Source organism: Cupriavidus sp. 05L310, from assembly GCF_056398185.1.
In genome coordinates this window covers 1-1189 of the sequence record NZ_JBFTOX010000166.1, presented here as the reverse complement: position 1 = coordinate 1189, position 1189 = coordinate 1, and the positions used below count along the sequence as shown (strand labels likewise).

Below are 1189 nucleotides of genomic sequence, written 5' to 3'. Positions count from 1 at the left end.
CTTGGTGAAGGTTTCCTTCAGCGGCTTCGCCACCGGTGCAGCCGCAGCGGCCTTCTTTGCCGGTGCTACTGCCTTCTTGGCCGGCGCTGCCTTCTTGGCGGCAGGCTTGGCCGGGGTCTTTACGACAGCTTTCGCTTTGGTTGCCATGGATTCTTTCGTCTGGTTACTCGTTGATATGTCGCCGTGGAGGCGTCCGCGAGAATAGCAAACTCTATGCGGTATGTGGGACCTGGGGACACCAACACTTACAACTGAGCATCAATGGTGGCCCTGATCCGGTCGCAGGTTCTCGTGCTGGCCAGCCCAAGCAGCTTGCTGACTTCATCGCGGTTGCGCCCGGCAAGTAGCAGCCGCCGGCAGTAGGTGTTGCGCAGCACCCGCGGGCTCATGTCTTGCGCTTCGAAGTCGATCGCGAGGAGCGCCGCTCGCACGATATTGCCAAGACTCATATCCGTGATCGGCTCGCCGCTGGCCTGGAGTGAGAACACGAGGTCGCCAACGATCGGAAGGGTCTGCCGGCGAACGCACCACTCGGTCAGGATCGGCACCGCGAACGCGGCGAGGTGGATCGTGCGGGTATCACGCGCGCCGTGGGCTGGCACGTGCAAGTAGGGCGGGGCAGCATCGGGCTGCAGGTCCTCCCGGCGGGCCGTGCGGCCTTCCAATGCCGTGACGCCGGTGCCGAGGAAGAGCGCCACGATGGCGCGGTTGCGCAAGGCCGCCGGATCATCCCCTGCGTGCGGCTGCACCCAAGCCTGCAGGCGGGCGTCCGCGTCCTCGGGCAGGTAGATGGGATCCGGCTCGGCCTTCGGCCACTGACCGTCGCGGACCAATTGACCGGCTGGATTGCTCTTGCGCACGCCGATGGCAACCAAGTGGCGGCACAACCGGTCCAGCAGTTTCAGATAGCGCATGCGCGTGGCGGCACTGTAGCCGCGCGCGTCGGGCGCCTGCCAGAARGTATCGATATGGTCAGGACCGAAGGTGGCCACGGTGGCGTCGACGTCGAGCAGATGACGCCGGAAGTGCTCGAACATGGCCTGATGCTGGATGATCGAGCGGGCCGCGAAAGGGCGCCGGTCCGCGCCGGATGCCTCGCGGCGCTGCCAATCGGCGTAGGCGAGGGTGGGATTGGTGAGCCAGAGGCTGTCGACGGGTGTCATGACCGCATTTATATACTGAATTCCGC

1 protein-coding gene is annotated in these 1189 nt (G+C 64.9%); it reads right to left on the bottom strand.

From position 1 onward, the window contains the following. Positions 1-245: 245 nt before the first annotated feature. Positions 246-1184, bottom strand: a complete 939-nt coding sequence (locus AC1DS6_RS42635; protein WP_477104810.1) for a tyrosine-type recombinase/integrase — start codon at positions 1182-1184, stop codon at positions 246-248. Between the last annotated feature and the right edge of the window lie 5 nt (positions 1185-1189).